Annotated in this window: 12 protein-coding genes; 5 read left to right on the plus strand and 7 right to left on the minus strand. The window is 44.0% G+C overall.

Going from position 1 to position 18,224, the window contains the following annotated elements:
* Positions 1-13: 13 nt before the first annotated feature.
* Entirely contained in the window at positions 14-3,448 is a 3,435-nt protein-coding gene (gene porU / locus DWW91_RS15530; RefSeq protein WP_122328266.1) for a type IX secretion system sortase PorU, read from the minus strand.
* A 124-nt stretch (positions 3,449-3,572) separates the two neighbouring features.
* On the opposite strand from porU, the gene DWW91_RS15535 reads away from it, so the two are divergent.
* Positions 3,573-4,454: an aldose 1-epimerase family protein gene (locus tag DWW91_RS15535; RefSeq protein ID WP_122328267.1), complete on the plus strand. Its 882-nt coding sequence runs from the start codon at positions 3,573-3,575 to the stop codon at positions 4,452-4,454.
* A gap of 86 nt (positions 4,455-4,540) precedes the next feature.
* Here DWW91_RS15535 and DWW91_RS15540 read toward each other — a convergent pair whose 3' ends face one another.
* Both DWW91_RS15540 and DWW91_RS15545 read right to left on the minus strand, forming a co-directional pair.
* On the minus strand, positions 4,541-6,658 hold the full coding sequence (locus tag DWW91_RS15540) for a M3 family metallopeptidase (RefSeq protein ID WP_044246806.1): 2,118 nt from the start codon (positions 6,656-6,658) through the stop codon (positions 4,541-4,543).
* A 47-nt stretch (positions 6,659-6,705) separates the two neighbouring features.
* Positions 6,706-8,823 carry a M3 family metallopeptidase gene (locus DWW91_RS15545; protein WP_122328268.1) on the minus strand — a complete coding sequence of 706 codons (2,118 nt, stop codon included), beginning with the start codon at positions 8,821-8,823 and terminating at the stop codon, positions 6,706-6,708.
* A gap of 113 nt (positions 8,824-8,936) precedes the next feature.
* Here DWW91_RS15545 and DWW91_RS15550 point away from each other — a divergent pair, with 113 nt between their 5' ends.
* Positions 8,937-9,887: a nitronate monooxygenase family protein gene (locus DWW91_RS15550; protein ID WP_122328269.1), complete on the plus strand. Its 951-nt coding sequence runs from the start codon at positions 8,937-8,939 to the stop codon at positions 9,885-9,887.
* 208 nt (positions 9,888-10,095) lie between these two features.
* Here the strand turns inward: DWW91_RS15550 and DWW91_RS15555 are convergent, their stop codons facing one another.
* From DWW91_RS15555 to DWW91_RS15565, 3 genes are all read right to left on the minus strand, one after another.
* Positions 10,096-10,299 (minus strand): helix-turn-helix domain-containing protein, encoded by a 204-nt coding sequence (locus DWW91_RS15555; protein ID WP_082208582.1) that lies wholly within the window; start codon positions 10,297-10,299, stop codon positions 10,096-10,098.
* Positions 10,300-10,530: 231 nt separating this feature from the next.
* Positions 10,531-11,691, minus strand: a complete 1,161-nt coding sequence (gene dnaJ, locus DWW91_RS15560) for a molecular chaperone DnaJ (RefSeq protein ID WP_010803395.1) — start codon at positions 11,689-11,691, stop codon at positions 10,531-10,533.
* Positions 11,692-11,727: 36 nt separating this feature from the next.
* A complete protein-coding gene (locus DWW91_RS15565) occupies positions 11,728-12,312 on the minus strand; it encodes a nucleotide exchange factor GrpE (protein ID WP_007659266.1) in 585 nt (194 codons plus the stop codon).
* Between the two features lie 221 nt (positions 12,313-12,533).
* Between DWW91_RS15565 and DWW91_RS15570 the strand changes: the two genes are divergently transcribed.
* From DWW91_RS15570 to corA, 3 genes are read left to right on the plus strand one after another with little or no spacing between them, the layout of a single operon-like run.
* Positions 12,534-13,958, plus strand: coding sequence for a PDZ domain-containing protein (locus tag DWW91_RS15570; RefSeq protein ID WP_007659265.1), 1,425 nt, complete (start codon positions 12,534-12,536; stop codon positions 13,956-13,958).
* 15 nt (positions 13,959-13,973) lie between these two features.
* Complete coding sequence (locus DWW91_RS15575; protein ID WP_007659264.1) at positions 13,974-16,445, plus strand: endonuclease MutS2; 2,472 nt, start codon at positions 13,974-13,976, stop codon at positions 16,443-16,445.
* Positions 16,446-16,457: 12 nt separating this feature from the next.
* Positions 16,458-17,540 carry a magnesium/cobalt transporter CorA gene (gene corA / locus DWW91_RS15580; RefSeq protein ID WP_046146908.1) on the plus strand — a complete coding sequence of 361 codons (1,083 nt, stop codon included), beginning with the start codon at positions 16,458-16,460 and terminating at the stop codon, positions 17,538-17,540.
* Here the strand turns inward: corA and DWW91_RS15585 are convergent.
* Positions 17,537-18,136: a recombinase family protein gene (locus tag DWW91_RS15585; protein WP_122328271.1), complete on the minus strand. Its 600-nt coding sequence runs from the start codon at positions 18,134-18,136 to the stop codon at positions 17,537-17,539. The genes corA and DWW91_RS15585 overlap by 4 nt on opposite strands.
* Positions 18,137-18,224 lie beyond the last annotated feature (88 nt).

An 18,224-nucleotide genomic window follows, 5' to 3' on the forward strand; every position in this document is an offset into this window, starting at 1 on the left:
AATGTAAGTAAAATCACCATAAAATAATCATCTTCTTTGCTTCCGTTGCCTCCTTTGAATTATTAGTGCTTATCGCAGCCCTGTAAATATAAACTCCGGGACGGACATGGCTTCCCGAATTATTTCTCAAATCCCAATCTATCACATAATCTTTGAATAATTCGGACGAACCAGTCTCCTCATGTTTCCAATGCAGCCGGCCTGCAATGTCGTAGACCATGATACCGACTTTCATCTGGGATTCGGGGCGGTTGTGTGTAAGATGGAATTCAACATTACCTTTTGCCGGTGTCGGAGTTGCGACAATATTGGTGATGAAAGGTTTCAAGCTCTCATCTACTTCGAACCGGAACGTGTAAGTTGTTGGATTTCCCATGACATCCCAAACTTTAAAGACAGCCTCATGCATTCCCGCACTTAATTGCGGAATACCGAATCTCACTTCACCTTCTCCTTTCCGGCCAAATATATTGTCATAGTAAGAATTCAGATTATAGCTGGTAAAAGGTTTATTGTCTATCATAAGCATCACATCATGCCCGACACCGCCTTCTGTTATATCCACTCCCGTCTGATCCCACAACTGGGCATAGAAAAACGGAGTTGTATTTACTTTGTCACCACTCACAAATGTCGAATCGTTCAAATAAAGTTTTACTATTTCAGGACCTTCGTGATCGTCCAAAGGATCATCAGAAGTACCTTGTACCTTATAATTCGTAAAGTTACCTTTTGCTTCTATTTTCTGCTCGCTATCCGAAGCATACAGAATCATCTTTCCGGCCTTACCGGAATAAGAAATATTGCCCGGGACATAAAAAGAGAAACTGAATTTGCCATTCTGAACCTGAGTTGAACCTTTATAAACAAGGTTTTTATAATCCATATATTTAAAAGCAGTATCATTCCTGAAGTTATTCCGTGTCGTAATTTCGATTTTACTATCCATCACTTTCACTTCCAGCTTTCCGTTGAAATTATCAATTATCGAATTATCCGGAGCTAATATCTCTCCCTCTACAGTCACTTCATCATAAGCTCTGAAATTAGTTGAATTCTGAACCGCATCTTTTCCATTAATCGTATTAATACGTATTTTATGGGAAGGCAAAGCCAACTTTAAAGCAGGATCACCAATAAAGGTAAAATTCAGGTTTTTCGATCTTAATGATTTATTATCAGCCTTAACACTTCTGACCACATCGCCCAAAGCCGGATACATACTTTGATCGAATAACTTCTCTAGGAAACTATTATTTATTCTATCATTCTCAGAACCGTAAGCCACTCGAACAGTTGTATACAATGCTATCCCCCCACTTTTTTCATTTAGAAAAATGCTCTCTCCTGCCGACGTTGCCAGTGCATCAAAACGACAAAAATCACAGGTAGCCGTAATCCATAATGGTAATTTGGGATAGGAGAATTTATCTATCATCGGTAGTGTAAGAACATTCTCATCAGACCACGAAGTCGTGTTTCCATGCCCTGTATAATTAATCAGCATCAATCCCTCTCTTAACTTCTTATTCATTTCGTCTGTTACGACCGAATATGAATTTGAACTAGAATAGTCTTTGGCATAATTATCAAAAAACAATCGACTTGCCAGAACATCCGGTGCTTTCTCTTCAACCGTTTGAGCTGCTCCATTTGCATATTTCATATGATCATTCGCTTGTTTTTTTACTTTATCCGCATTACTTCCATCATCTGCCACAAAACAAGTTTCATTTTTCCAAATGCCCAGTTCTTCATTATTCATATAACGAATAACCTTATTGACTATCTTCCGGGCATCCGAAACCGAACGGATAGGGAAACGGCCTATCCCTATATCCACCGGACACGATTCTACACTTTTCCCATTAGAAGCATCATCCAGAAAACCAAAATAATCATCTGTCACATAAGATTTTTCATCCAATGAATTTTCTGACTGAAAGGTAAGCAGGAAATTCTCTCTCTCCTTATCACTCATCTTACTCCATGATTCCGTAACAAAGCGGTTATCGTAAGCACCATCTCCGAAAAGCAACAAGTATTTCGGACGATCCTCTTTTGATGCCGCTTTATCATACAACATCTTCATAAACCTTCTATAGGCTGTTGCGTCGGGAGTTCCACTTGAAAATTCATTATATATTTCTTCCGGTGTTACCACTTCCACACGTAAACCATCTTGTGTTTCATGTGCTTCTTTCAATCTCTCCGCTTCTTTTCGTAAAGTAGACGGAGAGATAATAATCATATCTTTATTCGACCAGCCATGAAGGTTCCTGCACTCAACCGCTCCTTTACTGACAGGGACAGGAAAATCCGTACGATCAGTCCTTATCAAAACAAATTCTCTTAATGAATTACTTTCCGGAATAGTAAAAGACATGGTAGAGCCAGTCAGTTCTGTTTCTATAATTTTACAGTTTGCAGGGTCTGTTATATCCATAACCATACAGGCTGAATTAGCGCCTTCTATTACAAACCGGGATATATGATTCCGGGATTTAAATGAACGGAAAAATGTATATGGTTCATTGTAAGTCTTCAATTGACGTTTGACATTCAAACGGATATAATCGACATAGCCATCGGTACTGGGTTGCTGTGATTTCTTATACTCCAGCTTAACACTTAAATGATCCCCTGCCTTATATTCATATTTTTGGGCTAATTCCATATCCTTGCCTTTTGTGTATGTTCCACTTTGAAGGGAAGTGTTTCCATTATACAGCTTATTTCCTGCAAAAGATAACGTAATTTCACCTTGTGCCTCTGATGTTGTAGTGAGTGGTACAAATCTGCAATCTACATAAATTTCACCTTCGACTATCCCTAATGTCTCCGGATTTCCAAAGTCATTGAAAGTCTGGGCAGACTGCGATAACTTCTCAAACAATCTCCTTCCCGATAAATTAATAGAAACCAACTCTTTTTCATGGAGTAAATAGTCATCAAAAGTTTCTATTCTCTCACTGGTAGTTCTATCATATTTAATCTGCTCCGGGACTTTAACCTCCGCCCCGTCTGTCAGAAAATAATATCCATACACAGAGTAAGGATTATTGGTATGCGTAAAATTTTCATTTCTTATCTGAGCTTCCCATTTCGTCGTTCCCCGCCCATAAAAAAGGATATAATCATCCTTTCTCAGCACCGGGACAGCAGGCAGATCATCCACATAAGGTTTTGTGAAATCTTCTTCCAAAGGCCAGCCACCATATCCATAGACAGCAACTTTCGAAGGATCGTCAAATCCCATCTTCTTCAATTCAGAATAAGTAAGTTTGTAGATTCCATCCTGCTCTATCTGTATTTTCACCCAGTTTCCTTTGCTCAATACAGAGTTGTCCGTATACCGTTCACCGGCCTTTACCGAGAGCGAAAAACAGAGGCAAAGCAAAACTGCGATACCACTTATCAGAAATGATCTTGTTTCGTGTAGTTCCATATTTTCAACTATTCAATGATCTTTTAACGCTTTCTGTTTTGTTTTATTATAAAAGAGCGGGAGAATCAAATAATAAGTTCATTAACTTTGCTGAAACGGAAAATAACATAAACAAATAAATCTGATGAAGAAAAAAGTATCGAATAATTCGCTCACCATTCAGGTGTCGCCACATGGAGCCGAACTAAGCAGCATTGTTGCCAACGCAACCGGTAAAGAATATTTATGGCAGGCCGATCCTACCTTCTGGAAACGCCATTCGCCGATACTTTTCCCTATCGTAGGTAGTTTATGGAACAACGAATATCGCCATAACGGAAAGACTTACAAGTTATCACAACACGGTTTTGCACGGGATCAGGAATTTAAACTGATAAAAGAGACTGATACGGAATTGCGGTTTCAACTACAGGATAATGAGGATACATTACAATTATATCCTTTTCCCTTTTGTCTGGAGATAGGATACAAACTGGCCGGAAACCAGATAGAAGTCTTATGGACAGTGAAAAATACCGGAAACGAGGAACTGCATTTCCAGATTGGAGCGCATCCGGCTTTTTATTATCCTGATTATGATAAAGACAGCAGTTCAAGAGGCTTCTTTGCCTTCGACCGGCATGAGGGACTTTCCTACAAACTCATTCAGGAAAAAGGTTGTATCGGAGACAAGGAATATGCGCTTTCACTTGACAAAGAAGGATTATTACCATTGGATATACATACTTTCGCTAAGGATGCATTAGTACTTGAAAACAGCCAGGTAAAGCGGGTGGATTTACTGAAACAGGATGGCGGCTCTTATCTGACGGTATATTTCACAGCGCCTGTTGTCGGCCTTTGGTCGCCTCCCTCAAAGGACGCACCCTTCGTATGTATCGAACCCTGGTATGGCCGTTGCGACCGTATTAACTACACCGGGGAATATAAAGACAGAGACTGGATGCAACATTTACAGCCGGGAGAGACGTTTGATACGTCCTATATTATAGAGATACATGGATAGAAAATATTGAACCGGCCTGTTTCATTATGATGGTGCCTGTAGGGGCGGTTCGCGAACCGCCCCTACCAACGACACTACATTTACCTTTATTTCAATCCCCTGTTCTTCAACAACGGTTCCGTGTTCGGTTCTTTACCACGGAAATTTTTATACATATCCATTGCGTCGTCGATGCCGCCAGGGGTAAGAACGTATTCACGGAATTTGGCTGCTACTTCCTGATTGAAGATATCTCCGGTTTCCTTATAAGCCTGGTAAGCATCTGCATCCAGGACTTCGGCCCAGATGTAACTATAATAACCGGCTGTATATCCGCCACCCATCGTGTGATTGAAATAAGTAGTGCGATAACGGGAAGGTATCTGTTTCAATAGTCCGCGTTCACCCAAAACAGTTTCTTCAAACTTCATGACGTCTGCACCTTCATGTACTTCCTTCAATACATGGAAATCCATATCGAGTAAAGAAGCGGCCAGATATTCAGTCGTAGCAAAGCCCTGTCCGTACTTTCCGCTTTTATCCAACTTTTCAATCAGTTCGGCCGGAATCACTTCGTTTGTCTCATAATGTTTCGCATATTCTTTCAGTAACTCAGGTTCGAACACCCAATGCTCCATCACCTGTGAAGGCAGTTCGACGAAATCGCGGGGAACACCCGATACACCATAATAATGTACGTCCTTAAACAAGTTATGCAAACCGTGTCCGAACTCATGGAATAATGTTTCCGCTTCATCCGCACTCAACAAAGCTGGTTGCCCCGGAGCCGGCTGGGAGAAATTACATACAATCGTTACGACCGGTCCCTGACGTTTGCCGTCTTTATAAGTCTGCGAACGATAGGTTCCGCACCATGCACCGCCGCGTTTGCTGGCTCTCGGGAAGAAATCCATATAAAGAACACCCAGATGCGTACCATCTTTATCCTTACATTCGAAAGCCTGTGCATCCGGATGAGGCAACGGTATTTCCTTGATAGGTGTAAAGGTAATACCATATAATTTATTGGCTAACAAGAAAGCACCGTCACGCACATTCTCCAGTTTCAGATACGGGCGAACCTGGTTTTCATCCAAATCGAACTTAGCCTTCTTCGCTTTTTCGAAATAATAACGCCAGTCCCAACCTTCCGCTTCGAAGTTGCCACCTTCCTTTTTTATTTCGGCATTGATATCAGCCAGTTCTTCTTTCGCTTTCCCCAGGGCAGGTTTCCATATTTCGTCCAACAGAGCATATACTTTATCCGACGTTTTTGCCATACGGTCTTCCAGGACGAAAGAGGCATAATCGTCATATCCCATCAACTTCGCTTTTTCCAGGCGAAGCGTAACCAGTTTAAGCACGACATCTTTGTTATCGGCATCATTGCCATTATTTCCACGGTTGATATAACCTTTGAAAATCTTTTCACGCAACGCACGGTTATCGGCATATTGCAGGAAAGGCATCACGCTCGGATTATGCAAAGTGAAAAGCCATTTGCCTTCCAACCCTGCTGCACGGGCAGCAACCTCCGCGTTCAGTATCAGGCTTTCGGGCAGGCCGGCAAGGTCGTCTTTATTCTCAATAACCAATTGGAAAGCGTTTGTTTCCTTCAACATATTTTGTCCGAATGTCAACTGAAGCATGGATATCTCACTGTTCAGTTCACGTAAACGGGCTTGTTGCTCTGCATCCAGGTTCGCACCGCCGCGGACAAAACTCTTATAGGTTTCTTCCAGCAACTTCTTCTGTTCCTTATTCAGGTTCAGAGATTCCCGATTATCATACACGGTCTTTACACGGGCAAACAAATCTTTGTTCAAGCGGATATCATCACTGTTCTTTGATAATAACGGAGACAACTCACGGCTTAACGCCTGCATCTCATCATTTGTGTTGGCACTGTTCAGTCCGCTGAAAACGGCATTGACCTTACGCAGCAGGCTACCGCTCTGGTCAAGAGCAACAATCGTATTCTCAAAATCGGGAGCAGCCGTCTGACCGACAATATCATCTACTTCCTTTTGTTGTTGCGCAATCGCCTCCTTAAAAGCAGGCATATAATCCTCCAGTTCGATTTTATCGAAAGGAGGAACTCCGAACGGAGTCGTGAACTCCGTTAGTAAAATATCTCCTGGAGCTAAGATTTCAGACTTTTTCTCCGACGAACTGCAAGCACTAAGTGCAACAGCTATGCCGGCTGTCATAATCATTTTCTTCATATTGTTCTGTTTAAGCATGTTACATGCGCAAAGATAATAAAAAAATCTTATTTTAACCCTCTGTTCTTTAGCAACGGTTCAATGCCTGGCTCCTTGCCACGGAAGTTTTTATACATATCCATTGCATCATCGATACCACCCGGGGTAAGGACATTTTTACGGAACTTGGAAGCGACCTCGGGGTTGAAGATATCGCCGGTTTCTTTGTAAGCCTCGAAAGCATCGGCATCCAGCACTTCTGCCCAGATGTAACTGTAATATCCGGCTGTATAACCACCTTCCATCGTATGACCGAAATAAGTAGTACGGTAGCGCGGAGGTATCTGGCGGATTAATCCGCGTTTGTTCATCGCTTCAGCTTCAAAGGCTTCGATATCCATGCCGGACAGCTGTTCTTTCAAGGTATGATAATCCATATCCAACAAGGAAGCGGCCAGATATTCGACCGTAGCAAAGCCCTGTCCGTATTTGCTGCTTTTCACAATCTTGTCAACCAGCTCCTGCGGAATCACTTCTCCTGTCTGATAATGTTTGGCATATACTTTCAACACTTCCGGTTCGAACACCCAATGTTCCATTACCTGCGAAGGCAATTCCACAAAGTCGCGGGGAACACCGGCTACTCCGGTATAATGAACATCAGCAAACAAACCATGCAAGGCATGACCGAACTCATGGAAGACGGTTTCCGCCTCATCCGCACTCAGCAATGCAGGTTGCCCGGCAGCCGGTTTACTGAAATTAAATACGGTGGTAACAACCGGCAGCACTTTCTTTCCATCTTTATAACTCTGGTCACGGTATCCGCCACACCAGGCACCGCCACCTTTACCCGGACGAGTATAGAAATCCATATAAAGGACACCCAGTGAAGAACCATCCTTATCCTTACATTCGAAAGCAAAAGCATCCGGGTCCGGCTTCGGTATGTCCTTGATTTCCGTAAAAGTTATTCCATACAACTTATTCGCTACATAAAAAGCACCTTCACGCACATGGTTCAGTTCCAGATAAGGGCGGACTTCGTTTTCATCCATATTGAATTTTGCCTGACGGGCTTTATCCGCATAATAACGCCAGTCCCAACCTTCGGCTTCGAAGTCGCCGCCTTCCTTCTTTATTTCGGCATTGATATCGGCCAGTTCTTCCTTCGCTTTTTTCAGCGCCGGAGTCCAAATCTGGTCAAGCAAGTTATACACATTCTTCTCGTTCTTTGCCATGTTCTCATCCAGCACAAAAGCGGCAAAGTCTTCATAACCCAGCAGTTTGGCCTTATCCAGGCGGGCAGCTACTAGTTCTTTGACAACGTTCTTATTGTCATTCCCGTTGCCATTGTTTCCACGGTTGATATACGCCTTGAATATCTTTTCCCGTAACGCACGGTTATCGGCATATTGCAGGAAAGGCATCACACTCGGATTGTGGAGTGTGAAAATCCATTTGCCTTCCATTGAGTCGGCAGCGGCAGTTTCGGCAGCAGCGGCAATCAACGATTCAGGAAGTCCGGCCAAATCCTCTTTGTTATCTACAACCAGTTTGAAGGCATTCGTTTCTTTCAGTACGTTCTGCCCGAAAGTCAGCTCCAGGACAGATATCTTTTCATTCAGTTCACGCAACCGGGCTTGCTTGTCAGCGTCGAGATTGGCTCCGCCACGTACGAAACCTTTGTAGGTTTCCTCCAGCAACTTCTTCTGCTCCTTATTCAGGTTCATTGAAGCCTGCTTGTCATACACAACTTTTACACGGGTAAAGAGAGCCGGATTCAGGCTGATATCATCCGAATGGGCGGAAAGAACTGGATACAGTTCCTGCTCCAGAGCTTGTATTTCGTCGGTCGTATTCACACTCGACTGACCGCTGAAAGCATACATCACTTTCGTCAACAATTCACCTGAGCGATCTAAAGCGACAATCGTATTCTCGAACGTCGGTTCTTCCGGATTATTGACAATAGCATCGATTTCCTTTTTCTGTTCTTCCATCCCTTTCTCAAATGCCGGCTTGTAATGAGCCACTTCTATCTTGTCGAAAGGAGGAACACCGAACGAAGTCGTATATTCCGTAAAGAACGGATTGGGTGCGGCATCGGCCACATCGCTTTTCTTCGAGGAGTTGCAAGCTCCTAAAACTACTGCCAGACCGGCAGCCATAAGCGCTTTATTCATAACTGTTATATTGTAAGAATTAATTTATATCCACATTATTTATAGAATCAGACACGCAAAGATAGGTAAGTTTTATTTTACTTTGTTCCCCTAACATTATAAATAGATTAGCCATGAACAGAATATGTAAATTGTTTGGTATTAAATATCCTATTATACAAGGTGGAATGGTTTGGTGCAGCGGCTGGCGGCTGGCTTCGGCGGTGAGCAATGCCGGAGGACTCGGACTGTTGGGAGCCGGCTCCATGCACCCCGAAGTATTACGCGAACATATCCGGAAATGCCGGGCTGCCACCGACAAGCCTTTCGGGGTTAATGTACCTTTGATGTATCCGGAAATCGAAAATCTGATGAACCTGATGGTCGAAGAGGGAGTAAAAATCGTTTTCACCTCTGCGGGAAGTCCCAAAAAATGGACTCCGTTCCTGAAAGAACACGGCATAACGGTCGTCCATGTGGTGAGCAGTTCCCTGTTTGCCGTCAAATGTGAGGAAGCCGGTGTGGATGCGATTGTTGCCGAAGGTTTCGAAGCCGGAGGACATAACGGACGGGAAGAAACAACCACACTTTGCCTGATTCCCGCCGTACGCCGTGCCACTTCCCTCCCGCTCATGGCGGCCGGAGGAATAGGAACCGGTGATGCCATACTGGCCACTTTTGCGCTTGGGGCCGAAGGTGTACAGATTGGAACACGTTTCGCATTGACTGCAGAAAGTTCCGCCCATGAAAACTTCAAGCAGCTCTGCCTCAGCCTCAACGAAGGCGACACGAAGCTGTTGCTGAAAAAGCTCGCTCCCACCCGCCTGGTGAAAGGCGGTTTCACAACTGCCGTAGAAGAAGCCGAAGCGCAGGGCGCATCGGTCGAAGAAATGCGTGCCTTATTAGGTAAAGGCAGAGCCAAGAAGGGTATGTTCGAAGGCAATCTGGAAGAAGGAGAACTGGAAATCGGACAAGTCGCCGCCCTGTTCAGAAAAGAAGAAACGGTTGCCGAAGTGATGGAAGAAATCATTACCGGCTACCGGCAGTCTCTCAGCCGGTTAAAGGACGAGTCCGGGACTTTCTGATTCCCGCCTATAGAGTCGTTCCTGTTTCCTTAGGAGGAAACACGCGTTTCCTGCCTGGGAAACTGTAGTTCCCTCCGCAGGAAATTGTAGTTTCCTAGGCAGGGAACTGGAGTTTCCTAAACACGGAACTACGAGGAAACTGTAATCAATTCACAATCAACCAATAGAGTTTTTTCTACGGGAAGCAGATTTTTATAGCGTTTTGCTTTTAGAATAAAATCTCTCCCCTCCTTTTCTTATAATCGCCGGGAATGATTCCGTAGTGCTTTTTGAATACCCGGCAAAAGTAGGCGTCGTCTGTAAATCCCAGCTCATAAGCTATTTCCTTTATGGTATATTTATCATTGATTAATAGTTGTAGAGAGGCATTCATCTGTAATAAAGCGATATGATAGACAACACAAATCGGCAAGCATTTTAAGGTTCATCGACTCCGTAAAATGCTTATTGATAAACAAGCAAATCTTTTGGAATAAGAAACTAATAAATGAGGGCAGTAATATATTGCTTTATAAAAAAGAGGTATGTGAAAAGTCACCGCCCTGTCCTTCCGGGACAAGACCGATAATAAAAAAGAGTAAAGCCAACTTCCTGTTAGTCGACTTTACTCTTTTCTTATTTATCTGAGAATAGTTGAATACTTCTAATCAAACATATGTCTGAATTTGCTGAAGATCTTCTCTTTCATTGTACGATTCGGCTGGAAGTTCGGTGAATTATCCAAACCGGTCAGCGTTTCTTTTTCTGACGCTGATAATGTTTCAGGAATATATACGCTGACATTTACCAGCAAATCACCTGTTCCATAACTGTTCACGGAAGGAAGTCCCTTATTTCTCAGGCGAAGGACTTTACCCGGTTGCGTACCCGGCTCGATCTTCACCTTCGCTTTGCCGTCGATAGTCGGAACTTCTACGGTTCCTCCCAAAGCAGCCTGGGGAACACTCAACAACAAATTATACAGCAAGTCATTCTCGTCACGGATCAGTTCTGCATGCGGTTCTTCTTCAACCAAAATCAGCAGGTCACCGTTTATACCTCCGTGGCGGGCTGCATTTCCCTTTCCGCTCATGGATAACTGCATTCCTTCAGCTACGCCGGCAGGTATGTTGATCGTAATGATCTCTTCATCACGCATAACACCTTCACCGTCACATTGAGCACATTTTTTAGTGATGATCTTCCCTTCACCGCCACAAGTCGGACAGGTAGACTGTGTCTGCATCTGCCCCAGGATTGTATTGGCAATACGGGTAACGACACCACTGCCATGGCAAGTCTCACAAGTCTTGGAGCTGTGATCGTCTTCTGCTCCGCTACCGTGACATTTGCTACAAGGTACATATTTCTTAACTTTTATCTTCTTCTCTACTCCGTTAGCGATCTCTTTCAGATTCAGTTTTACCTTCACACGCAAATCTGATCCGCGATTCACACGACGGCCGCCACGTGAGCCTCCGCCAAAACCACCGAAACCGCCAAAGCCACCAAAGTGTCCTCCAAAGATGTCTCCGAACTGAGAGAAGATATCTTCCATTGACATTCCGGCTCCACCAAAGCCACCTCCCTGGGATGCACCTCCTACTCCGGCATGCCCGAACTGGTCATAGCGCTGGCGTTTCTGAGGATCACTCAATACGTCGTACGCTTCGGCAGCTTCCTTGAAGTTTTCTTCTGCCTGTTTGTCACCGGGGTTCTTGTCCGGGTGGAATTGGATTGCTTTCTTTCGATATGCTTTCTTAATTTCTTCTACTGTGGCGGTTTTTGACACCTCCAGCACTTCGTAATAATCTCTTTTAGCCATCTTTGTATTGTTGTTATTTGCCCTCTAGCATGTTGCTTATTCTCCTACTACTACTTTAGCGTGACGAAGCACTCTGTCATTTAAAGTATATCCGGTCTGTACACAATCCAGGATTTTACCCTTCATGCCAGGTTCCGGAGCAGGAATAGTAGCTACAGCTTCAAACATTTCGGTGTCGAAAGGTTGGCCTACCGCTTCAATAGCTTTCACTCCCTGCTGGGCCAGATAAGCCATAAATTTGGAATAGATAAGTTCTACCCCTTCTTTCACGGCTTCTACATCATCCGAGTTACGGATATTCTGTAATGCACGTTCGAAATCATCGACTACAGGAAGTAAGTTTTTCAGGGCTGCCTCACCGCCGTTCTTAATCAAGTCTGCTTTTTCACGCAGGGTACGTTTGCGGTAATTATCAAATTCTGCCATCAGGCGAAGATGAGAGTCGTTCAATTCGTTATACTTCTTTTTCAACTCATCCAACTCTTCGGTCACATTGTCAGTTTGCGCACATTCTTCTGCCGCATTTTCCTGTTCCTGCTGCAAATTTGTCGCTTCTTCGTTGTTCTGACATTCATTCTTTTCAGCCGTTTCCTTTTTTCCGTTAAAATTCATCTTGCTCATAACTATCTTAATATTTTTATTATTACCTAATTGTCAGCATAATACGACAACTTTCATCTACTAACACTTTGGATGCAGAAAAAGTTATCCTTACGATCATACACCAGAATAACATCAAATATGCTGCCAACTATTCATACTCAACAAAAATATCTTTACCTTTGCCTATAGATTTAGGTATAAACAGGTATTATTAATACTATAATAGAATTACTGGCATTATGAAAAGAGTTGTTTTATCCATATTATTGTTATTTGCATTCTTAACCGGTTATGCACAGAACCGTAGCGCGTCAATCTGTAGATTAGGATTCACATATGATATCAGCCAAAGTAACAACTGGGGAAAGTTCAAACCTGTCATTACAGGAGTTATCCCTTATTCTTCGGCAGAACTTGCAGGAATTAAGCAAGGTGATATTGTAGAAGCGATAGACGGGGTGCAGTCGGCAGAAGTTTCTCCTCAGGAGATAGCCCAGTTACTGAATCCTGCCGGTAAAAATGAAGTGATACTAACCATCTCCAATCTATCCATTCCTACCAAACAAGTAATGGTTAAGAAGGATTGCAAGAAGGTCAACTCAATCACTGAAGACCAGTTGGCTTCGGCTTTCTCCATGTACAGTCTGGAGACTACCAGCGAGCGCACTTTTACCTGTCCGTTCAAGACAGTGGTGACACCCGATTCTATAAGCTTCGGCAAATTCAAGACATTTGCTTTCGCTGCGATAGATGAGAACAACCGTAAACTGGAAAGTGCCATCAACGATTGCATCGAGAAAGAAATGACTAAAAAAGGACTGGTGCTGGATATCGCACAACCGGATATTCTGATACAGACATTCTACTTCTTCGATAAGAACCCGAATTTCAAAGGAGCCAACAAGATCCAGATAGAGAAAGAGCCTACTTTCCGTTATAATTTCACTCAGAGTAAGATGGATTCTTTCCCGTTCCTAGGTAATTCGGCGGCAGAGGCTGAAGCAGAATACCTGTTACAATTCGGTTTCCGAATGATCGACCAGGCATTTGTTCCGGGTCGTATCCTTTGGGAATGCGAGGCGAACGAATTGCTGGAAGATTCCTACAAGTTGGAAGAATATGCCCGTATCCATGTGCCGTTGATGCTGATGCAGTATCCGTATGTAAAATATGGTCGCAATGTGCAATATAAGGTAAACCAGAAGACTTATAATTACACCGGGATCTGTTATGACATCGACCGCCTGGAACTCATCACAGATGTAGACCGCAATTCGCCGGCTTATGCATCAGGACTTCGTCCGCGTGACGTGATCGAAAAGATCAATGACAACAAAATGAATTATTCCGCCGAAGAATTTACAGCAGGCTATAAGAACTTCATTTCCAAAACAATGAAATTCCGCGATCCTAAAACACAATTCACGGACGCAAACGGCTTCAAACGCTGTATGTTCTGGGATACATTTCAATACCCTCAGGTTGCCGACGCTTTACAAAAGTCAGGCAATGTAGGAGGTTTCTCCTACCTATATTATTATGCTCCTTATGTCAATCCGACTGGCAACAATGCCTGTACGTTTGAAATTAAACGGGGCAAAAACAAAATGGAAATGATCGTCCGCCCGACTATCCGCAGAGAGATTACGGTGGAGATAAAATAAAGCATATAAATAAACGTGATATACCCACAAAACTTTGAACAGAAAACGGGGTTCGATAAAGTACGCCGTTTAATTTCCGATAAATGTTTAAGCCCGCTGGGACAAGAGCGGGTTGCAGAGATGGAATTCTCTGCCGACTATACAACCGTTATTGAACGTCTGGAACAGACAGATGAGTTTGTCCGTATCCTGCATGGAGAGGTAGAGTTTCCTGCCAGTTTCTTTTTCGATGTCCGTTATTCGTTGAAACGAATACGCCCGGAAGGAACCTGGCTGGACGAAAAGGAGTTGTTCGACCTGAAACGTTCGCTACAGACAATCAACGATATTGTCCGTTTCTTCCGGACGGAAGAGGATGAAGAAATAGCTTATCCGGCTTTGACAGCGCTGGCTGGTGACATTCTTGTATTTCCCCAGTTGATCGGGAAAATCGATTCTATCCTCGACAAGTTCGGGAAAGTAAAAGACAACGCGTCTCCTACCCTGGCACAGATCAGGAAAGAAATTTCTTCCACGATGAGCGGTATTTCCCGCAGCCTGCAATCCATCCTGCGGAATGCACAGTCGGAAGGCGTAGTAGACAAAGATGTCACCCCGACCATGCGCGACGGTCGTCTGATGATTCCCGTCGCTCCGGCTTTTAAAAGAAAGATAAAAGGCATCGTACACGACGAATCGGCCAGTGGAAAGACAGTTTTCATCGAACCGGAAGTTGTTGTGGAAGCCAACAACCGCGTACGTGAACTGGAAGGTGACGAACGCCGCGAGATCATGAAGATCCTGACGGAGTTTACCAATATTGTACGTCCGATGGTGCCGGATATCCTGCAATCATATGAGTTTATGGCAGATATTGATTTTATCCGTGCCAAAGCGCTCTTTGCCGAACAGGTAAAAGGGATCAAGCCGGTTGTGGAGAATGTACAACAGGTGGATTGGGCGCGTGCCGTTCATCCGCTGCTTTACCTGTCGTTGCAGAAACAAAACAAGCAAGTCATACCACTCGATATCACACTCGATGAAAAGAAGCGTATCCTGATTATTTCAGGACCGAACGCCGGAGGTAAATCAGTCTGTCTGAAAACAGTCGGACTGCTGCAATATATGATGCAATGCGGATTATTGATTCCATTGCATGAAAGTTCACGCACCGGTATATTCTCCAGTATTTTTATTGATATCGGTGACGAGCAAAGTATTGAGAACGACTTGAGTACTTACAGTTCCCATCTGACCAACATGAAGTATTTCGTCAAAAACTGTAATGAAAAGACAATCATACTGATCGATGAGTTCGGTAGCGGTACGGAACCCCAGATAGGTGGTGCCATTGCCGAGGCTTTGCTGGACCGTTTCAACCGGAACCGCAGTTTCGGTGTAATTACGACGCACTATCAGAACCTGAAACATTTTGCCGAAGATACGGAAGGCATCGTAAACGGCGCCATGTTGTATGACCGCCATCTGATGCAGCCGTTATTCAAATTGTCTATCGGGAATCCGGGGAGCTCGTTTGCCGTCGAGATCGCACGAAAGATCGGTTTACCGGAAGATGTGATAGCAGACGCCTCTGCCAAAGTCGGCTCTGATTATATTGATATGGATAAATACCTGCAAGATATTGTCCGCGATAAACGTTACTGGGAAAGCAAACGGCAGAATATCCGCCAGCAGGAAAAGAAACTGGAAGATATCACCTCCCGTTACGAAAAAGATCTGGAAGAGGTAAACAGGCAACGAAAGGAAATCATGCGCGAAGCGAAAGCCGAAGCGCAACGAATACTGGCCGAAGCTAATGCCAGGATCGAGAATACGGTTCGTGAAATCAAGGAAGCACAAGCCGAAAAGGAACAGACCAAACTTGCCCGCAAAGCGTTGGAAGAGTTTAAGGCCTCTGTCGAATCGGCCGGAGAAGAAGATGACAAGATCGCCCGCAAGATGGCGAAGTTGCAGGAACGGAAAGAGCGTAAAAAGCAAAAACAGAATGCACCTGCCGCCAAACAGACATTCAACCGCGATGTGATCGAGGTGGGCGACAATGTCCGCCTGAAAGGACAGGTTTCTGCCGGAACAGTTATGGAACTTCAGGGCAAACAGGCGGTCGTAGCATTCGGTATGATTAAAAGTACGGTTAAACTGGAACAATTGGAGAAAGTCAGCAAAGGACAGATCAAGAAGGAAATCCAGAAAAGTACGTTTGTCAGCTCGGATACGACCGACCATATGCACGAAAAGAAATTGAACTTTAAGCAGGAAATAGATGTTAGAGGTATGAGGGGCGATGAAGCACTGCAAACTGTCACCTATTTCATTGACGATGCCATCCAGGTCGGAGCATCGAGGGTGCGTATCCTGCATGGTACAGGTACAGGCATCCTGCGGCAACTGATACGCGACTATCTGCATTCAGTCCCCGGTGTCCGCCATTACCACGATGAGCATGTTCAACTGGGAGGTGCAGGCATCACTGTTGTGGAACTGGATTAAACAAGGGTATCTATGAGACGAAAAGAAGCTACACATGTACACAGAAGAAGACATATTTCTAACCGGCATCTGTCGGATAAGTATTATTATGCCGGTGAACATGAGACTGTAACCGACATTCGTCTCACCCAATACAATGCCGAAGCACTCCACACGACCGAAATAAAAAAGGGTACTTCTTCTTTTGGCAAGCTGGTCGATCCGAACAAAATAAACTGGTTTCAGGTGAGCGGGCTGACCGACTCCGATGCCATTACGCGTATCGTAAAAGAGTTCGGCCTGCACAATCTGGATGCCAAAGATATACTGACACCTCAGCATGTCGTAAAAATCGAAGAATATGCGAACCATGTGCTCATTATCCTGAACTCCAGCTATTATGATGCCAATATGGAGATACATTCCGAACATATCAGCTTGTTGGTCACCGGAAATGTAGTCATCACTTTCACTGAAAGTAATAATCCGGTATTCGCCAACACAATGAAAGCGTTGGAATCCGATATGCTGAACCTGCGAAAAAAGGGCAGCGGACTGCTGCTTGCTTTCCTGCTGAATACGATCATTGCCAATCTGGTGGAAACGGCCTCCAAAGTAGAAGAAATGCTGGAAGATATCGAAGAGACACTGCTCGACATCAAAAGCGACCAGGGAAACATGGGTTCGATGATCCAGCAACGCCGGCATGAATATATGCTTATCCGCAAAAACAGCCAGCCATTGAAGGAACAGTTCCCCAAACTGCTGCGTACGGAGAACGGAATAATCAGTCCCGATATGCTCCCGATCTACAACGACCTTGCCGACCAGTTACAATTCGTTATCCAGACAACAGAAAGTTGCCGGGAAATCATTTCTTCATTGGTGGACCTTTATATTTCCAACAATGACCTGCGAATGAATGCGATCATGAAACGGCTGACGGTCGTATCGACCCTGTTCATCCCGCTGACATTCCTGGTCGGCGTATGGGGTATGAACTTCAAGCTGATGCCCGAACTGGACTGGAGGTATGGCTATGGTATTGCCTGGGGAATCATGTTCCTCACAGGCATACTAACCTGGATTTATATGCGAAAAAAAGACTGGTTCTAAATCCCGTAATTCCTTTTGAACTGGTAATAAGTATTTCTGGACACGTTGAAATGCTTGCAGATCATGACAATGGTGTCCCCTCTTTCAAGCATGTTCATCACTTCATCTTTGTTGGCATCCAGTAAAGATTGTTTGGCATCCGTTCCTTTCGGACGTCCCAACTGCAAGCCCTCCTTCTCTTTCTTATGGTTCAACGCCTCTTTCGTACGGACAGACATCAGGTGGTGTTCTATCTCCGAAACCAGATTACAGGTAGTCGATATAGCTTTCGTATTCAGGTTATCATCCAGAAGATAACGGTCATTTATACTATATACATGAACCCCCAAGGTCATACATTTGCTCAAAAGGGTCATTACTTCGGACAGGGTACGACCAAACCGGGCAATATCCGTTATAATAACTTTATCGCCTTTTTTCATTCTGTCCAATACACGGAACAGAGTCGGCTCACTCTCCATTCTTTTTCCGTCTACTATATCAGTGATCCATTTACTGATTTCCCAACCATTTGCCGATGCATAACGAGTAATTTCATCTTTCTGTCTTTCAAGATGTTGCCTGTCAATAGTTACTCTCAAATAAGCTATTACCATATCTTTATAACTAACTAATATTAAACTGTATAATCAGCGTTTTCGCTTTTTTGCCGTGAAGATACAACAAAGCTGTATACGCCGTCAT

This window comes from Parabacteroides sp. AF17-3, assembly GCF_003635445.1.
In the GTDB taxonomy this organism is placed as follows: domain Bacteria; phylum Bacteroidota; class Bacteroidia; order Bacteroidales; family Tannerellaceae; genus Parabacteroides; species Parabacteroides goldsteinii.